The sequence below is a fragment of the Gemmobacter aquatilis genome, assembly GCF_900110025.1.
GTDB classification, from domain to species: domain Bacteria; phylum Pseudomonadota; class Alphaproteobacteria; order Rhodobacterales; family Rhodobacteraceae; genus Gemmobacter; species Gemmobacter aquatilis.
The window spans coordinates 31,778-47,247 of the sequence record NZ_FOCE01000011.1; the positions used below are offsets into that span (position 1 = coordinate 31,778).

At 64.6% G+C, this 15,470-nt stretch carries 14 protein-coding genes; 10 read left to right on the forward strand and 4 right to left on the reverse strand.

Annotated elements, in window-relative coordinates; all coding sequences use genetic code 11:
• Positions 1-163 precede the first annotated feature (163 nt).
• The 6 genes from BMX43_RS16105 (at position 164) to BMX43_RS16130 (ending at position 5,922) form a co-directional block, all read left to right on the forward strand.
• A complete protein-coding gene (locus tag BMX43_RS16105) occupies positions 164-955 on the forward strand; it encodes an IclR family transcriptional regulator (RefSeq protein ID WP_091303194.1) in 792 nt (263 codons plus the stop codon).
• Between the two features lie 12 nt (positions 956-967).
• On the forward strand, positions 968-2,125 hold the full coding sequence (locus tag BMX43_RS16110; RefSeq protein WP_091303195.1) for an acyl-CoA dehydrogenase family protein: 1,158 nt from the start codon (positions 968-970) through the stop codon (positions 2,123-2,125).
• Between the two features lie 8 nt (positions 2,126-2,133).
• The gene (locus tag BMX43_RS16115) at positions 2,134-3,288 is read left to right on the forward strand and encodes an iron-containing alcohol dehydrogenase (RefSeq protein WP_091303196.1); all 1,155 of its coding nucleotides are present in this window, start codon (positions 2,134-2,136) and stop codon (positions 3,286-3,288) included.
• Positions 3,288-4,475, forward strand: a complete 1,188-nt coding sequence (locus BMX43_RS16120) for a CaiB/BaiF CoA transferase family protein (protein WP_175482147.1) — start codon at positions 3,288-3,290, stop codon at positions 4,473-4,475. The genes BMX43_RS16115 and BMX43_RS16120 overlap by 1 nt, the downstream gene beginning before the upstream one ends.
• Positions 4,472-5,398 (forward strand): helix-turn-helix domain-containing protein, encoded by a 927-nt coding sequence (locus BMX43_RS16125; RefSeq protein ID WP_245749506.1) that lies wholly within the window; start codon positions 4,472-4,474, stop codon positions 5,396-5,398. Before BMX43_RS16120 ends, BMX43_RS16125 begins: the two co-directional genes overlap by 4 nt.
• A gap of 170 nt (positions 5,399-5,568) precedes the next feature.
• Positions 5,569-5,922, forward strand: coding sequence for an acyl-CoA thioesterase (locus BMX43_RS16130; RefSeq protein WP_245749507.1), 354 nt, complete (start codon positions 5,569-5,571; stop codon positions 5,920-5,922).
• A 253-nt stretch (positions 5,923-6,175) separates the two neighbouring features.
• On the opposite strand, the gene BMX43_RS16135 is transcribed toward BMX43_RS16130, so the two are convergent.
• From BMX43_RS16135 to BMX43_RS16150, 4 genes are read right to left on the reverse strand one after another with little or no spacing between them, the layout of a single operon-like run.
• A complete protein-coding gene (locus BMX43_RS16135; RefSeq protein WP_091303199.1) occupies positions 6,176-9,547 on the reverse strand; it encodes an error-prone DNA polymerase in 3,372 nt (1,123 codons plus the stop codon).
• Entirely contained in the window at positions 9,544-11,052 is a 1,509-nt protein-coding gene (locus BMX43_RS16140) for a Y-family DNA polymerase (RefSeq protein ID WP_091303200.1), read from the reverse strand. Before BMX43_RS16140 ends, BMX43_RS16135 begins: the two co-directional genes overlap by 4 nt.
• Positions 10,979-11,560, reverse strand: coding sequence for an ImuA family protein (locus tag BMX43_RS16145; protein ID WP_091303263.1), 582 nt, complete (start codon positions 11,558-11,560; stop codon positions 10,979-10,981). The genes BMX43_RS16140 and BMX43_RS16145 overlap by 74 nt, the downstream gene beginning before the upstream one ends.
• Positions 11,561-11,567: 7 nt before the next feature.
• Positions 11,568-12,248, reverse strand: a complete 681-nt coding sequence (locus BMX43_RS16150) for an SOS response-associated peptidase (RefSeq protein WP_091303201.1) — start codon at positions 12,246-12,248, stop codon at positions 11,568-11,570.
• A gap of 206 nt (positions 12,249-12,454) precedes the next feature.
• Here BMX43_RS16150 and BMX43_RS16155 point away from each other — a divergent pair, with 206 nt between their 5' ends.
• The 4 genes from BMX43_RS16155 (at position 12,455) to BMX43_RS16170 (ending at position 15,469) form a co-directional block, all read left to right on the forward strand.
• Positions 12,455-13,654, forward strand: a complete 1,200-nt coding sequence (locus tag BMX43_RS16155; protein WP_091303264.1) for a DUF932 domain-containing protein — start codon at positions 12,455-12,457, stop codon at positions 13,652-13,654.
• A gap of 151 nt (positions 13,655-13,805) precedes the next feature.
• Positions 13,806-14,246 (forward strand): JAB domain-containing protein, encoded by a 441-nt coding sequence (locus BMX43_RS16160; protein ID WP_091303202.1) that lies wholly within the window; start codon positions 13,806-13,808, stop codon positions 14,244-14,246.
• A 113-nt stretch (positions 14,247-14,359) separates the two neighbouring features.
• A complete protein-coding gene (locus BMX43_RS16165; protein ID WP_091303265.1) occupies positions 14,360-14,878 on the forward strand; it encodes a DNA repair protein RadC in 519 nt (172 codons plus the stop codon).
• A 99-nt stretch (positions 14,879-14,977) separates the two neighbouring features.
• Positions 14,978-15,469: a DUF6878 family protein gene (locus tag BMX43_RS16170; protein WP_091303203.1), complete on the forward strand. Its 492-nt coding sequence runs from the start codon at positions 14,978-14,980 to the stop codon at positions 15,467-15,469.
• The last annotated feature ends 1 nt before the right edge of the window (position 15,470 follow it).

Genomic DNA, 15,470 nt, shown 5'->3' on the forward strand with positions numbered 1-15,470 from the left:
AGCCTTATTCCCCTGATTTTTCGCGCCACCCGCGTTCCTTCGGAGCCAGCGGATCAAGGCGGGCGGCGCCAATATTCCGCTATGCGGAATACTATTCCGCACTATTGACGCCGACCTTAGCTTGCGCTTAATTGAGTTTCAAGACGCGGCAGGGGAGGCACTGATGCGGCCAAGGAAGGAACGCGACGAGGATGACGGGCAGGACCGCGATTTCGTGACCGCCTTGGCGCGCGGGCTGGAATTGTTGCGGGCGTTTGGGCGCGAAGGCGAGTCGCTGGGCAACCGCGACTTTGCGGAACGGACGGGGCTGTCGAAATCCACCGTCTCGCGGCTGACCTATACGCTGCACAAACTGGAGTATCTGTCCTACAACCCAGATACGGCGCGCTATCAACTGGCGCCGCCGGTGCTGTCGCTGGGATTCTCCTGCCTGGCGGGGATGCCGCTGCGGCAGTTGGCCAAGCCCCTGATGCAGGCGATGGCCGAGGCGACCACCCTGCCTGTTGCAATGGCGGGCCGCGACCGCCTGTCGATGGTCTATCTGGAGCGCTGCCGGGGCACCAATGCGGTGGCGCTGAACATCGAGGTCGGCGCGCAGATCAAGCTGGCCACGACGGCCATGGGCCGGGCCTATCTGGCCGCCATGGACGACGACGCCCGCGCCGCCGCGATGGAAGACATCCGTCAGGACGAGGGCGCCAACTGGCCTGTGGTCCAGCGCGGCATCGAAGACGCGGTGGAAAGCTATCACGTTCGGGGGTTTTGCACGTCTATCGCCGAATGGCGCCCGGATGTCGCGGCAGTGGCCGTGCCGTTCAAACCCCGCGACGGCTCGCCCATGGTGGCCTTCAACTGTGGCGGTTCCGCCCAGACCCTGACGCGCGACCATGTCGAATACGACCTGGCGCCGCGCCTGACCGATCTTGTCCGCCGCCTTGCGGCGATTGCTCCCTGAAAGTGCAAAACCATGGCTCTTGATCCCGACACCCTTTCCCAGTTCCTTGAAGCGCTTGACCGCTTCGTGAAGGATCGCCTGATCCCGAACGAGGCCCGCGTGGCCGATGACGACGCCATCCCGCCGGCCCTTGTACAGGAAATCCGCGAGATGGGCCTGTTCGGCATGGCCATCCCCGAGGAATATGGCGGCCTTGGTCTGTCGATGGCCGAAGAGGTGAAGGCAGCTTTCATCCTGGGCCAGACCTCTCCGGTGTTCCGGTCCTTGGTTGGCACCAACAACGGCATCGGCTCTCAGGGCATCATCATAGACGGCACGGCCGAGCAGAAGGCGCGTTATCTGCCTGCGTTGGCCTCGGGTGAGATGATCGCCTCCTTTGCACTGACCGAGCCGGATGCCGGGTCGGATGCGGGGTCCCTGCGCACCACGGCGCGACGGGATGGCGACGATTACATTCTGAACGGCACCAAGCGCTATATCACCAACGCGCCCCGTGCCGATGTCTTCACAGTCTTTGCCCGCACGAATGCCGAAGTTAAAGGCTCTGCCGGGGTCAGCGCCTTTATCGTTGAGGCGGGGACGCCGGGGCTGACGCTGGGAGCAACCGATCGCAAGATGGGGCAAAAGGGCTCGCACACCTGCGACGTCATCTTTGAAAACGTGCGGGTTCCGGCGACCAATATCATCGGCGGCGCCGCGCGGGAAAATCAAGGCTTCAAGACCGCGATGAAGGTCTTGGATCGCGGCCGTCTGCATATCTCGGCGGTTTGCACCGGGGCGGCAGAGCGGTTGATCCGCGATGCCCTGGCCTTTGCCATGGAGCGCAAGCAGTTCGGCGAGCCCATCGCGGAAAAGCAACTGGTGCAGGCGATGCTGGCCGACAGCAAGGCCGAGGCCTTCGCCGCCCGCTGCATGATCGAAGAGACGGCGCGGCGCAAGGATGCCGGGCAGAACGTCTCGACCGAAGCGGCCTGCTGCAAGATGTATGCCAGTGAAATGGTGGGACGGGTGGCTGACCGCGCCGTGCAGATCCATGGCGGGGCGGGCTATATGGCGGATTATGCCGTCGAGCGGTTCTACCGCGATGTGCGCCTGTTCCGCATCTACGAGGGCACGACCCAGATCCAGCAATTGGTCATCGCCCGCAACATGATCCGCGACGCGGCGTGAGGAAAACCATGGATTTCAACTTCCTGTCCACTCCGAAGATCGTCTGCCAATCGGGCGGGCTGTCACAATTGGGCACCCTGATGCAGGGCCTTGGCGCGACCCGCGTTCTGGTGATCTCTGATCCCGGCATCGTCGCCTGCGGTTTTGCCGCCGAGGCCCTGGACGCCCTGGCCTCCGCGGGACTGGCCGCCGAGGTCTTCGACAAGGTCGAGGCCGATCCCCCCGTGGCGGTGGTGGGTCTTGCGGTCGAAGCGGCGCGGGCCTTTGGGGCCGATGGCATCGTGGGCCTGGGCGGCGGCAGCTCGCTTGATACCGCCAAGGTCGTGGCAGCTGCGGCTGCCAGCGGGCAACCTGTGGCCGAGATGATCGGCGTCGATCGCGTGACAGGCAAACGCCTGCCGCTGATCCAGGTGCCGACCACGGCGGGCACTGGGTCAGAAGTCACATGGGTCTCGGTCCTGACCTCGGACAGCCATGAGAAGAAGGCGGTCTATGCCCCCCAGCTTCTGCCGGATGTGGCGCTCTTGGATGCGCGGCTGACCCTGGGCATGCCCCGCGCCATCACGGCGGCGACGGCTCTGGACGCCATGGTTCACGCCATCGAAGCCGCGACCAGCCGGACCCGCAAGAACCCTGTGTCGGACGCCTTGGCCGACAAGGCGCTGGTTCTGTTGGGTCAGAACCTGCCCTTGGTGCTGGAGACGCCGTCCAACCTTGCTGCCCGCGAGGCGATGCTGCTGGGCGCAACGCTGGCGGGCATGGCCTTCATCAATGCCAGCGTGGGCGCCATCCATGCACTGTCCTATCCTTTGGGCAGTGGCTTTCATGTGCCGCATGGCCATGCCAATGCGCTGGTCGCAGGGCCGGTCCTTCGGTTCAACCTGCCAGCCGCCGAAGCCGAATATGCGCGCCTGTCGCGGCTGCTGCTGCCGTCGCGGCCCTTCAACTCTGATGCCGCAGCGGCCCTGGCGCTGATTGACGAACTGGAGCGGTTGCTGAAAACCAGCGGCCTGAAAACCCGGCTGTCGGATATGGGCGTCACCAAAGCGGCCATTCCCGGCATGGCGCAACAGGTCGTCACCGGCATCAGCCGCCTTCTGGCCACCAATCCGCGCGACATGACCGCCCCCGAAGTCGAAGCCCTGTATCTGGAGGTTTTGTGATGGGCGCTCTGGATGGTATCCGCGTTCTGGACCTCAGCCGCGTTCTGGGCGGCCCTTATTGCACGCAGATGCTCGCCGATCATGGGGCCGAAATCATCAAGGTCGAGCCGCCGCAAGGCGACGAGACGCGCGGCTGGGGGCCGCCCTTCAATGCCGGTCTCAGCGCCTATTTCTCGGGGGCCAACCGGAACAAGCGGTCCATCGCCATAGATATCGGCAAGCCCGAGGGGCAGGCGATCATCCTGCGCCTGCTGGAAACGGCCGATGTGCTGGTTCACAACTTCAAGGCGGGCACTTTGGAAAAATGGGGTCTGGGCTATGACGCCGTATTGAAAGACCGCTTTCCAAGGCTGATCCTCGCCCATGTCACCGGCTTTGGTGCCGATGGCCCCTTGGGCGGCTTTCCCGGCTATGACGCCGTGGTCCAGGCCATGACCGGGCTGATGAGCATTAACGGCACACCCGGCGCGGGTCCGACCCGGCTGGGCACGCCGGTGGTCGATATCAGCACCGGGCTGATCGCCTGCAACGCCGTGTTGGCGGCGATCATCGAGCGCTTTCGCTCGGGCCTTGGGCAGGCGATCGAAGTGCCGCTTTATGACTGCGCCCTCAGCGTCATGCATCCGCAGACGGCCAATGCGCTGATGTCGGGCAAGGTGCCGGTGGCGACCGGCAACGGGCATCCCAACATCGTGCCCTATGACATGTATGAGACCCGCACCGGCAAGCTCTACCTCGCCGTCGGCAACAACGGCCAGTTCGCCAAGCTGTGCGAGCTGCTGGCCCTGCCCGATGTCCCCGCCGATCCCCGCTTTGCCGACAACGCCGCCCGTTTGGCCCACCGGGCCGAGATCACCGCCATCCTTTCGGCGCGGCTGGCCGAGCTTGACGCACAGGTGCTGGAGCCCCGGTTGCTGAAGGCAGGCGTGCCTGCCGGGGTGGTTCGCAACGTCAACGAGGCGCTGGCACATCCCCATACGGCCCATCGCGGCATGGTCGTCACCGCGGGCAGCTACCAAGGCACAGGCATTCCGGCGCGGTTCTCGCGCACGCCCGGCGTCGTCCGCCTCGCCCCGCCCCGCTTTGCCCAACACAGCCGTGCCCTGCTGCAGGAGGCCGGGTATTCCGACGACCAGATCGACACCTTGACCCGATCGGGGATCGTTCTGGAAGAACAACCGGATTGACCCCGTTCGACCCACATGGATTGCGACAGAGGGAGAAAGGCATGCAACAGACGCTCGTGGCACCCGACAAGATACCCGACTGGATTCCGGGCCAGATGACGCTGGACTCCTCGCCCCATGACTGGAAGGGCATCACGCTCAAGGGCTATCACTATGACCGGCAAGAGGTCGCCATCCCGCTGATGCGCGATTACATGATCGTGGCCTATGACGGCGCGCCCACCACGATGCGCCGCACCAGTGGCGGTCCGTGGCAAAGCGGCCAGGTCGGCAGCGGGCGGATCTCGCTTCTGACCCGGGCCGAGCAATCGACCTGGGCCTGGGCCGAGCCGATCAAGGTTCGCCACATCTACCTGGCCCATGACAGCCTGGAAAGCACGGCACAAACCGTCTTTGGCCGCGACCCGCAGTCAGTCGAGATTGATGACCAGATCGCTGCCGAGGATTCTCTGATTCTGGCATCGTTCCAGATGCTGGAAACCGAACTGAAATGCGGCGGCATCGGGCAACGGCTGATGATCGACACTCTGCGCAGCCAGTTGGCGGTGCATCTTCTGCGCCACTACGCCAAAATCACCCTGACCGAAGACAAGGGTTCTGCCTTCAGCGGTGCGCAACGCAACCGGATCAATGATCTGATCGAAAGCCGGCTGGCCGAGGATATCAGCCTGGACGATCTCGCAGAGGCCACCGGTCTGAGCGCATTTCACTTCTCGCGTCAGTTCAAGGCCGAATTCGGCCTGGCGCCCTATGCCTATGTCATCCGCAAAAGGGTTGCAAAGGCACAAGAGATGCTGCGGCAAGGCAAGGCGGCCCACAAGGTTGTGGCCCTGGATTGCGGTTTCTCTGATCAAAGTCACTTTTGCAGGACATTTCGAAAAATCGTCGGCACGACCCCGGCCCAGTATCAGAACGACACATGAAAGGGAGCAGGTCTGCCTCGGCGTGTAGCCGGTTGCACTGTTCGCGAATGGGCCATGCGCGCACGCCATGAGCCTGGAAGACCCAAGTTCAGCCAGAATTTGGAATACATACCATCTTCAGTTTCCCGGCACTGCGCCGAGATCAGTTTTCTTGGAGAAGTAGAAGTAAGATGGCGCAAGAAGCCTTTCTATTCCCACGCAGAATATTCTTTGGTGACTGCGACTTGCTTGGAATCGCGTTCACTGGCCGGATCACCAATTTCGCTATCGAAGCTCTCGAGGCGTTCTGGGACGAACTCTTGGATGGATGCGGCTGGCTCTATCTTCTGACGGAAGAAAAGATCGCAATCCCCTTCGTTAATCTGACCTTTGACTTCATGTCTCCAGTCAGGGCTGGCATGCCTCTTGTTTCCGAAGTTCGCGTCCAGCAGGTCAGTGGGTTTGCAAGTTATTGGTCGCCAAGGACAGACTACATGCTTCGAATGCCGAGCGACTTCAGTATTTATGGATGCAAGGGTCTTTAGCAAGATTCCGATCAGCGACACAATTCGCGAGGCACTTCTGCGCGTTGTGTCCAACTCAAGGCTATGGGTTGGTTCCAGCGACGACATCACCGAAAGTCAGAAAAAATCGCCACCTGATCGAACATGACGCAGAGCCTGTTCGCCTGTTGTGTCGTCCAACGAATAGCCGATTTCGCAGAACCAAAATTAAATCCGTAGAATAGTCGAATGTCCGCTTCCCGCCCATTTTCGTCGTTGGCGCTGCACATTGCCCTCAATGGAAATCCCGACTTGGGAACAGTTTCCTTGCCTGTTCGCGCGGATGGCGCGCGGTGGAGTGGATGCTGCCCCCAGCGGGCGACCTGGTCTCGTCGGCACGCCCATCATTGGCGTCAATGATCACCGGGCGACCCAACGTGGCAAGGAGCGGCGAGACATCCTCGACTCGTTCGGCGATCAGATGGACGACCGGGCCATCGCGCTCGATCCGGCCCGTGACGCGGAGCAGCCGCCCGGCGATCACCGCCTTGCGGAAGGTGTCGTAGACCTTCTTCCAGACCATGACATTGGCGGTGCCGGTTTCATCCTCCAGCGTCAGGAAGATCACGCCCGAGGCCGTGCCGGGACGCTGGCGGGTGATGACGAGGCCGGTGACGGTGACGCGGCCTTTCGCCAGCGACAGTCGGTCATGTGGCAGGCTTTCGGGCAGGCGGGGACGCAACAATTCCATCGGATGGGCGCGCAGAGATAGGCGCAGGGACAGATAATCCTCGATCACCTCCTGACCGAGGGTCATCTGCGGCAGGGTGACGGTGGGTTCAGTGCCACCTTCGCCATCCGGGCCGAAGAGGGGCAGCGGGGCCGGGGCTTTCAGCGCCTTTGCGGCCCAAAGCGCATCGCGGCGGGTCAGGCCAAGGGCGGCGAAGGCGTCGGCTTCGGCGAGGCGCTCCAGCGTATCGGGATGCACGCCCGCGCGGCGCCACAGGCTTTCCACGTCGGGATAGCCGTTGCCGCGCGCGGCGGCGATCCAGGCGGCGTCCTCCTCGCGCATGCCCTTGATCTGGCGGAACCCCAACCGCAGCGCCAGTCCACCATCCGGGCGCAGTTCCAGCGTGCAATCCCAGAGCGAATGGTTGACCGAGATCGGTCGCACCTCCACACCATGGTCGCGGGCATCGCGCACCAGCTGCGCCGGGGCATAGAATCCCATCGGCTGGCTGTTCAGAAGCGCGCAGGTGAAGACTGCCTGATGGTGGCATTTGAGCCAAGCCGAGATATAGACCAGCCGCGCAAAGCTGGCCGCGTGGCTTTCGGGGAAGCCATAGCTGCCGAAGCCTTCGATCTGGGCAAAGCAGCGCGCCGCGAAATCCGCATCATAGCCGCGCGACAGCATTCCGCTGACAAAACGGCCGCGAAAGCTGCCAATGGTGCCCATCCGCTTGAAGGTGGCGAGGCTGCGGCGCAGGCGATCCGCTTCTGCGGGGGTGAAGCCCGCCGCGACCACGGCGATCTGCATCGCCTGTTCCTGGAACAGCGGCACGCCATAGGTGCGGGCCAGAACCTCCATCAGCGCCGGGCCAAGATCTTCGACCGGCTCGCGGCCCATGCGACGGTTGATGAAGGGATGCACCATGCCGCCCTGGATCGGGCCGGGACGGACGATGGCGACCTCACAGACCAGATCGTAGAATTTGCGCGGCCGCATCCGGGGCAGAAAGTTCAGCTGCGCCCGGCTTTCCACCTGAAACACCCCGATGGCATCGGCGCGGCAGAGCATGTCATAGACCGGCGCATTTTCAGGTGGGACGTTGGCGAGTGTCAGCTTCTGGCCGCGATGATCGGCCAGAAGGGTAAAGGCCTTGCGGATGGCGGTCAGCATGCCGAGGGCGAGGATATCGACCTTCAAGAGGCCAAGCGCGTCGATGTCGTCCTTGTCCCATTCGATGATGGTCCGGTCGTCCATCGCAGCATTTTCGATGGGGCAGAGTTCGTCCAGCCGTCCGCGCGTGATGACGAAGCCGCCGACATGCTGCGACAGGTGGCGCGGAAAGCCGATGATCTCACCGATCAGGTGCACGGCCAGTTGCACCCGCCGATCTTCGATGGAGAGGCCTGCGTCGCGCAAGCGATCCTCGCCGGGGGCAGCGGAGGACCAGCCCCAGATTTGCCCGGAAAGCCGGGCGATCACGTCCTGGCTGAGGCCCATGACCTTGCCCACTTCGCGGATGGCGGCACGGCTGCGGAAATGGATCACCGTGGCGGTCAGCCCGGCGCGCTCCCGGCCATAGCGGGCATAAATCCACTGGATCACCTCTTCCCGGCGCTCGTGTTCGAAATCCACGTCGATGTCGGGCGGCTCGCCGCGTTCCTTGCTGATGAACCGCTCGAAGATCAGGGTAATGGATTCAGGCGGCACCTCGGTGATGCCCAACAGATAGCAGACCACCGAATTGGCGGCAGACCCGCGCCCCTGGCAGAGGATGCCCTTCGATCGCGCAAACTGGACGATGTCATGCACAGTCAGGAAATAGGGGGCGTATTCCACCTCGCGGATCAGGGTCAGCTCCTTTTCCACGCGATGTACGATCTTGGGCGGTGGGCCAGCGGGATAGCGCCAGTGCAGCCCCTCCCACGCCAGCCGCTCCAGCCGGTCTTGTGCCGGTTCACCCTCTTGCGCTTCATCCGGGTATTGATAGCTGAGGTCGCTCAGGCGGAAGGCGCAACGATCCGCAATCTCCAGCGTGCGACGAATGGCTGCCGGGTGGCGGGCGAAGAGCCGGACCAACTCGGAGCCGGATTTCAGGCGGCGCTCGCCATTGGCCAGCCGGTGGGTGCCGATGTTGTCTATGGTGCAGCCAAGGCGCAGACAAGTGAGCACATCGGCCAGAGGGCGGCGGGCGGCACGGTGCATCAGGACGTCGCCCACAGCGACCAGGGGCAGGTTCGCGCCTTGGGCCAGCATGGCCAGCTGATCAAGGCGGGCTTGATCGCGGCCATCATAGCGCGGGGCGGCACCAAGGAAGCACTGGCCGGGGAAGGCGCGGGTGACGGTCAGCAGATCGACGCGGGTGGTCTTGGAGTTGGCATCGTCCAGCGGGTCTGGCGGGAGGGCGATCAGGATCATGCCTTGACCCCATTCGGTCAGATCGGCCCGCTGCAGGTGGCATTCGCCCTTGGGCGCGCGGCGGTTGCCCAAGGACAGGAGCCGGGTCAGCCGCGACCAGGCCGCCAGATCGGTCGGCAGGGCCAGCCAGTCCACAGCAGAGTCGGTCAGCACAAGCCGTGCCCCCGCGATCAGTTTCGGCAGGGGGGCACCGGTTTGAACTGGGGCGGCTGTCGCGCCTGTGAAATGCGGCACGGTCTGGCGGCTGGAATGATCGGTGACGCGCTGCGACCGGATGGTCGGGCCATCCTGTGCTGCCTCGGCAGCAGCTTGGGATTCGTCCCGCAGCCGCGCCAGTTCCTTCAGCGCGGAAAACGCCCGCACCACGCCCGCAACCGAATTGCGGTCCGTGATGGCGATGGCGGCAAGGCCCAGTTCAGCGGCGCGGGTGACAAGCTCTTCTGGATGGGAGGCCCCATGCAGAAAGGTGAAATTGCTGGTGACGCAGAGTTCGGCATAGGGCTGGACGCGGGCGGAGGTCATGCGAACTCCCCCTGGACATACCAATTTAGCGGTCCTACGGGCGCGGGCCCATCCTGTGCGCCCTGCGATTGCGGGGTGACAAACAGCCAGAGACGCGGGCCCTCCTGTGTTTCGACCCTCCAGTAATCACGCAGACCAGACCGCCAGGCGGGATCGTCGAACCACCATTCCGGGGTGATCCGCTCCGGCCCCGTCGCGCGCAAGGTGGTAAAACGCATGCGCCGCCAGCGGAAACGGGCGGGTGGTGTGCCGGAAGCCGCCGTCACCGGCTCTGGTGAAAAGAGGATGATCGGCCGCGCCACCCCTGCGCGATGCGGGATCGGCTCGGGTGTCGACCAGGCGGCGGGGGCCAGCAGGAAGCTGCGCTCCGGGATCAGACTGGTTGCGGGCAAGAGCCTCAGCACCCGGTCAAAGCCGATGCGATTGCCGACGGAGGACAGCAGGTCCGCCAGTGCATCTTCGTGTCGTATCGTCGGGCCACCGCCGATCTGTTCAGGAGCAAGGGTTTCGGTCACCGGGGCTGTCAGCCGCAGCGCGTCGATGCCGAAACCGGACTCCACCTCGTCTACCCCCTTGGCAAACAGGACAGCAATCCGGGCAGGGTCGCGCATCGGTCGGGCGAGGCCGATCTCGACCTGCGCCGTGCCGCGATCCACCCGGCGCAGCTCCAGCCGCACCCGGCGCGCGCCCATTCGATGCCGGGCCAGTTTGGCGCAGAGCCGCTCCAGCAGGCGCGCGAGGCCCGCCATCACATCTGATTGCAGGCCAATCGGCTCAGGCAGGGTCATCCGAACCCCGAACTGCGGGGCGTCCGGTTCTGCGGCCACTGGCTCGGCCTGCGCCCCAAGCGCCTGATCCAGCCGCAGCACCAGCCCCGACCCGAACCGCCGGGCCAAGGGCGCGCGCGGCAAGTGGGTCAGATCGGCAATCCGCGCCAAGCCGACCCGGGCCAGCGCCTCTGCCGTGTCGTGGTCCACCCTGAGCGCGGTGACCGGAAGATGCCCAATCCCCTCTGCCAACTGTCCATCGGCGACAATGCCGCCGCCATGACGCGCGAGGGCATGGGCCGCCCCACGGGTTCCGGCAATGGCGCTGGTGGCGTGCAGGCCTGCCCTCTCCAGCCGTGCCTGCAAATCATCGCGCAGGTCGGCCTCGCCGCCGAACAGATGCGGCACGCCGGAGATATCGGCCATCAACCCGTCGACGCCATCGGTGGCCACCATCGGAGCATAGCGCCCGGCCCAGCGGCGCAGGCTTGCAAGGGCGGCGGCCTCGCGCGCCAGGTCGGCGGGGCGGGTGGCAAGATCGGGGCAGATCGCGCGGGCATCGGCCAAAGCCATGCCGCGATGCAAACCGCGCGACGAGGCCGCTTGGTTCAGGCAGTGCAGGTGATCGCTATTGCCCGACCGATGGGTCAGGGCAAAGGGCCCCTCAACGGGCCGTGCCCGCAGGCTCGTGTCGCTGGCGAGCCTCGGAAACCATATGGACAGCAGCCGACGCGCCATTCCAGTTCAACACCCAGCTTCCAGAAGTTCCCTTTTTGTTCTTATTAAGATCCCATTGATGCAGAGTCGAGTCCGCAGCCGTGCTGGCCACGGGTTCACACTTCCAGCGGGTCTCGGTGGCATTGCTGCCTGCGCCCTCGCGGATCAGCATCAGGCCGGTGGTGCGCCCGGCCTCGGCCGCCAGTTGCAACCGGCGGCCAGCGGTCAGCGACATCGGCTTTTCCGGCTCGGCGATGACAAGACTGACCGGGGCGGCGCGCAATGCTTCCTCAATGCACCACAGCAGGTCCGTCTCACCAACGGGGCGAAACAGATGCAGCCGTTCGCCCACGCCCCGCGGCAACCCGCGCAGCATCGGCAGTTCGGGCACATAGGCAGGCAGGATCCAGACCAGCGGGCCGGGATGCCGCTCCGCCTGAAACAGTGCAAAGGCACGGCGACCCCGCCCCTCGGCCTCATGCACGCGGCGCGGACGAAGGTCGAACAGATCGGTTGGGCCCGTCTGCATGCGAAGGTCAGACCGCATCCTCACGCCCCCCTTCCGCTACGATCTGGAGCATGCCGTCGGCCAAGGGGCGTTGCAGCCGCAGGGCTTCCGCCGTCGGAGCGGTCAGCCAGCATCGCCATTCCTCCGGCTTTGTCAGGATGACCGGCATCGCCTTGGGATGAACAGAGGCTACCTCGCGGTTTGGGGCACAGGTCAGGAAGCCGAAGAGTTCTGCCGTGACCTCGCCCTCCTTCAGCTTGCGCACCGATGTCCATTCGGTGCGGATACCTGCGAAGAAGACCAGGGGCCGATCAGGGCCAAGCGCGAACCAGACCGGATGGTTGCGAGGGGCGCCCGGACGGCTGTCGATCTCGGAAAAGCTGGTGAAGGGCACGAGGCAGCGATGAGCCACCCCAAGCCAGCGCTTCCAGTGCTTTGATCCCACATTGCGGATATTGGTCACGCCGGGGGCGGTGCGCTTTCCCACCAGAAACACCTCCGGCGTCGGCATGCCCCAGCGGGCCTTGGTCAGCTGCCAGTCGCCCTGTGGCCCGTGCCGGATGATCGGTGCGGGATAGTCGGGGAAGATCCCGGCCATCGGGGGCAGGTTGCCGCTGGTGTCGATCAGGTCTTCGTCCTCCTCGACCATATCGTCAAAGACATGCCGCATCGCGTCCTGGGATTTGGTCTGCGAGTAAAGGTTGCACATCGGCGAGTCCTCGAAATCGGGGTGAGATGGAACATTGCCAGAACGTATGCCGCGTTGGAAGCCTTGCTGGCTGGGCTGACATTTCTGACCAAGGCCAGCGCGCCGTCCTTTGGTTTGGGCCGCAGAGGCAGAGAGGGGCTGGTTGCTTTCGCGATGGGTTGAAGGCTGGGAGAGTGGCTTCCAGCGCCTGTCACGGAGGGATGCCGATGGGCGTTGTGGAGGTTCTGGATCCGGTGCAGCCGGTGCGGGCGGGTGGCTGGAAGGTAGATGCCAGCCGGGGGGAGCGGAACGGGCGGGTCTCGTCCGAATGGTTCAACCGGCCCGATGATGAGCGGTATCTCTCGCTCGATGATCTTTGGGCATCAGTGAAGGGCCGGTCTGAGCGCAGCCGCAGCCGGGTGGTGCAGACGGCCGACATTCGGGTCGAGGCCGCGCGCGACAGCGCCGAACGGCTGCACCTCGTCCTGCCGAAAGCGCATGAACCCGTCGCGCCCACGCACTGGGCCTTCGGCCAACTTGCCAGCATCGTCGGCGCGCCGGCCTCCTACCTGCGGCAGCTGCCCGCGCCACTGGCCGGGATCAACCTGCAATACGGCCTTGCCAATCACCGCGCCGAGCAGGTGAAGACTTTCGAGACCGAGGATGGCCGGACGGAACTGCGCGCCGTGACCGGCCCCGACTATGGCCGGATCCACGACTACGAACTGGTCGAGGCGGTGCAGCGCATCGCGGGCAATGGCACCGGCGACACGCGCTGGAAGGTGCCGGGCGTGCTCGACTGGTCAACAGGGGTCTACAATCCCGATGTGAAGATCAGCCGCGACACGACGACGCTCTACGCCTCGGACCGCGACGTCTTCCTGTTCCTGGTTGATGACCTGAACCCGATCGAAGCGGGGCGGCTGGCCGATGGATCGCCGGACCTCTACTTCCGGGGATTTTATTGCTGGAACTCCGAGGTCGGAGCCAAGACCCTCGGCATGGCGAGCTTCTATCTGCGCGCCGTGTGCCAGAACCGCAACCTGTGGGGCGTTGAGGATTTTCAGGAAATCACCATCCGGCACTCGAAGTATGCCGCCTCGCGCTTCGCGCATGAGGCGGCCCCGGCGCTGACGCGCTTCGCCAATTCCTCGCCACAGGGCTTCGTGAACGGCATCAAGGCAGCGCGGCAGCAGATTGTCGCACGGACCGATGCGGACCGGGATGACTTCCTGAGGAAGCGCGGTTTTTCGAAGGCCGAGTCCGGCAAGATCATCGAGAAGGTGCTGATGGAAGAGGGCCGCCCGCCGGAGAGCATCTTCGATTTCGTGCAGGGGATCACGCGACTGGCGCGCGACAAGACCCAGCAGGATGCGCGTCTCGACATGGAAGGCCGTGCCAAGAAGCTCCTCGACCGCGTCGGCTGAGCCAGCGTCGTAGCCTGCCATCTCCCACCTTCGGTGGGGCAGGGGGCTGCTGCACCTCCACATCCTCTCTTCCCCTTCCCGGGCTTTACCCCTCGCCAACCGCGTGCCGCGGATTGGCGAGGACCAGCCCTTCATTTCCCGAAAGGCCCCCATGACCCCGCAAGAAGAAACCGTGATTCTCGAGGCCCGCGAAATCCTCGGCCGCTATTTGAACCGGAATCCGGCGCTGACCTCGTGGCAAGTCGTCTGCGACTATTGCGCCGTGACAGTGCGCGGCCCGGAGGAGCGCTTCCATGTTCTCTACCTCGACCGGAAAAACCGGCTGATTTCGGACGAGCGAATGGCGGTCGGCACCGTCGACCATGTCCCGGTCTATCCGCGCGAGGTGATCAAGCGGGCGCTGATCCTCGGGGCCAGTGCTTTGATCCTGATCCATAACCACCCGTCCGGGGATCCGACGCCGTCCGAAGCCGACCTTACCATGACCAAAGAAATCCAGAAGGGATGCCGCTTTCTGGGTCTGACGCTGCACGACCACATCATCGTCGGCGCGGGCTATGAGCTGTCGCTGCGCAGTCTGGGCAAGATGTGACCTGTCTGACGATCCTGCCCCACCGACGCCGCCCTTCGAGGAAGAGGGCGGCGGTTTTGTCTTTGACGGCTGAAGCGAGAGGAGAGGCCCCCCGCGCCGTCGGAGACCTCCCGATGCTTGACCATGTCCCCCTGGCTTCCAACATGCTGCCGCCCACCGAGCTTCCGGTTGCCTTTCTCCTGTCGTCCTTTTCGCCGGACCATCCCTTTGCCTTGACCCTGCCCAATGTGAACCCTGCCGCAGCCCTGTCGGGTATGGCGCAGCCCGTGGTTCTCGCCCGCTTCGCGAGCTTGGCCGATGCGATGGAGGGGGCCGTCAAGGCAGCCGACCACATGGAGTTCCAGGCCGCTCCCCAGATCCTCGCCATCCTCGACCGAGACGATCGGCTGGTTCTGGCGGGCGTCGCCACCTCCGGTACCGTCGCCTGGTGCCACCCGGTCCAGAGCGCCGCTGAGGCGCGCGCCGTCGTCATGGAGGCAAGCGCGCTGCGCGCCCAAGTCGCCCGCGTCAGCGATTGGCAGGAGGCCGAGCTCGCCGCCCGGCTTCGCCAGCGGGCCCAACGCCTCGAGGCACGCCTCGTCGATCCACTTTGGCGCGCCTTTGCCGCCCGCACGCTGCAAATCGCCGCGTGATCCCAGAGAGGCAGAGGAGGGCAGGGGGATTGCGAGCCTGGCGGGATGAGAGAGATCGCCCGTCCGGCTCCGATCCCTTCCCCCTTTCCGGAGACAGCCATGACCCAAACCCAACCTACCCTCGCGGCCCCGATGCCGCCCTCGACCATCGATCTGGTGTCGATCTTTGCAGGCCACGCCGAACGCACCGCCCGGATCGAGGCCCTGCGCCCCGGCAACAAAGACCGCCTCTTCGACGGCTTGATGGCCGCCGGCATCACCCATGTCACCGTCACCTTCGATGGCGAAGGCGACAGCGGCCAGATCGAGAGCATCGCGGCCTGGAATGGCGAGACTGCCGTCGATTTCCCGCCCGTGGAAATCGCCTATGCCGCGTTGACCTGGGATGACCCCGAGGTCGAAATGCGACAGCTTTCACTTGAGGATGCTGTCGAGCAGCTGGCCTACGATTTCCTCTCCGACACCCATGGCGGCTGGGAAAACAACGACGGCGCCTATGGCGAGTTCTGCTTTGACGCGGCTGCCCGCTCCATCCACCTTGAGTTCAACGAACGATTCACGTCGTCCGAACTCTTCACCCATGATTTCTGAG

Excerpts from the sequence above, each read along its gene's own strand:
- BMX43_RS16105 (WP_091303194.1), top strand. The coding sequence starts at position 164 with ATGCGGCCAAGGAAGGAACGCGACGAGGATGACGGGCAGGACCGCGAT.
- BMX43_RS16110 (WP_091303195.1), top strand. The coding sequence starts at position 968 with ATGGCTCTTGATCCCGACACCCTTTCCCAGTTCCTTGAAGCGCTTGAC.
- BMX43_RS16115 (WP_091303196.1), top strand. The coding sequence starts at position 2,134 with ATGGATTTCAACTTCCTGTCCACTCCGAAGATCGTCTGCCAATCGGGC.
- BMX43_RS16120 (WP_175482147.1), top strand. The coding sequence starts at position 3,288 with ATGGGCGCTCTGGATGGTATCCGCGTTCTGGACCTCAGCCGCGTTCTG.
- BMX43_RS16130 (WP_245749507.1), top strand. The coding sequence starts at position 5,569 with ATGGCGCAAGAAGCCTTTCTATTCCCACGCAGAATATTCTTTGGTGAC.
- BMX43_RS16135 (WP_091303199.1), bottom strand. The coding sequence starts at position 9,547 with ATGACCTCCGCCCGCGTCCAGCCCTATGCCGAACTCTGCGTCACCAGC.
- BMX43_RS16140 (WP_091303200.1), bottom strand. The coding sequence starts at position 11,052 with ATGGCGCGTCGGCTGCTGTCCATATGGTTTCCGAGGCTCGCCAGCGAC.
- BMX43_RS16145 (WP_091303263.1), bottom strand. The coding sequence starts at position 11,560 with ATGCAGACGGGCCCAACCGATCTGTTCGACCTTCGTCCGCGCCGCGTG.
- BMX43_RS16150 (WP_091303201.1), bottom strand. The coding sequence starts at position 12,248 with ATGTGCAACCTTTACTCGCAGACCAAATCCCAGGACGCGATGCGGCAT.
- BMX43_RS16155 (WP_091303264.1), top strand. The coding sequence starts at position 12,455 with ATGGGCGTTGTGGAGGTTCTGGATCCGGTGCAGCCGGTGCGGGCGGGT.
- BMX43_RS16160 (WP_091303202.1), top strand. The coding sequence starts at position 13,806 with ATGACCCCGCAAGAAGAAACCGTGATTCTCGAGGCCCGCGAAATCCTC.
- BMX43_RS16165 (WP_091303265.1), top strand. The coding sequence starts at position 14,360 with ATGCTTGACCATGTCCCCCTGGCTTCCAACATGCTGCCGCCCACCGAG.
- BMX43_RS16170 (WP_091303203.1), top strand. The coding sequence starts at position 14,978 with ATGACCCAAACCCAACCTACCCTCGCGGCCCCGATGCCGCCCTCGACC.